1 protein-coding gene is annotated in these 1,517 nt (G+C 47.1%); it reads right to left on the minus strand.

The window, feature by feature from the left end:
• On the minus strand, positions 1-1,349 hold a 1,349-nt coding region (locus VN105_RS19480; protein WP_325643287.1), incomplete at its 3' end, for a glycoside hydrolase family 27 protein.
• Between the last annotated feature and the right edge of the window lie 168 nt (positions 1,350-1,517).

Consider the following 1,517-nt stretch of genomic DNA (forward strand, 5'->3'; position numbering starts at 1 on the left):
TTCTTCTTTTCAATCCTGTACAACCCGGCGCCATGGCGGGCAATAGCCGGTGCGAAAGTCCCTGAGAAGCTACCCACCCGTTTCCCGGACCAGAGATCCGTTATAGTACAGGTGCCGGTAATGCCTAATCCACTCAGGTCAACAGCAACAGGTGTAGCCGGCGTGGAAGGATTATCTGCGGTGTTAAATACAGCGAGGTATTTTGCGCCGGTAACCGGATCATCGGCTGTCCAGGCGGCCTTATCGTTTTCTGTAAAAAGAGGGCGGTTGCCGGTGCTGCTGTTTAATACTTTCAATACGTTTTTATTAGTCAGCAGGGACAATGTGAACGGATCATTGTCCGGAAGATTACCACCAAATATCAGCGGCGATTTAAAGATCGTCCATAGGGTCATGAGGGTATATTGCTCATCCTTTGTAAACCCGCTCATACGGGGTTGCCCGCGTTCAGCCCGGATACCGATACGGCCCAGCGGCAGCATATCCCCGTCGGGATAAGCGCCGGGCGCTCTCCATTTATTCCAGCGTTCAAATACCTGGAAATGTTCTTTCAGCTGTTTCCAGTTATCCCAGAAATCGCCCACGGTTCTCCACATATTGGCATATTGCTGCACGTGAGCAGCATGATCAATCGGCGTTTCACCGGGAGAGGTACTTAATACTATTTTACGCCCGGTGCGGTCTATTGCTTTCCGGATCATTTCAATTTCTCCCGCAAAATAAATGGGAGAAGAAAGATCATCTACCTTCACAAAATCCAGTCCCCAGCCGGCATACATTTCAAAAAGGGAGTTATAGTACGCCTGGGCGCCTTCCTTTTCAGGAAGAATAGTATACATATCGTGCAGCCAAAGACATTGGCCTTCTTTGGAATATATATCTGCCGCCCGCACGGAACTGCCTTTCACCGGTAAATTTTCCACAACAGCCTTAACGGGTATTCCTCTCATAATATGAATACCGAACTTTAATCCTTTGCTGTGGATATAGTCGGCCAGGGGCTTAAATCCCTGCCCGTTTCCGGCGGAAGGGAAGCGGTTTACCGCGGGAACAAATCTTCCGTACTGGTCAATATTGTAATCAGGATCCGTTTCATTATAGCCATGTGATTTATCATTGCTTACATACCACCGGATGTCTACCACTACGTATTCCCACCCGGAAGATTTCAGGTATTTAGCCATATAATCTGCGTTGGCTTTTACTTCTGCTTCTGTTACGGTAGGGCCATAACAATCCCAGCTGTTCCAGCCCATAGGCGGGCCGGGCGCCCATTTATGAAAGTCCTGGCTTTGCCCGCGCTGCGCAAAAAATGTAGTAAGGATAATGAGAGCTAATAATCGCATCATGATGATAGTGTTGTTAATTGACATGGAATTTATACGGTGCTAAGGAACTACCGGAGGTCTAAAGTAATGAATTTAGATTATAATTGTCAATTTAACACTTTATTTTTTTATTGGGAGATGTAAAGGCGGGCAGCGGGAGTTTTCTTTACAGGTAACCCCTGTGAATTA

This window comes from Chitinophaga sp. (assembly GCF_035564935.1).
Taxonomy (GTDB): Bacteria; Bacteroidota; Bacteroidia; order Chitinophagales; family Chitinophagaceae; genus Chitinophaga.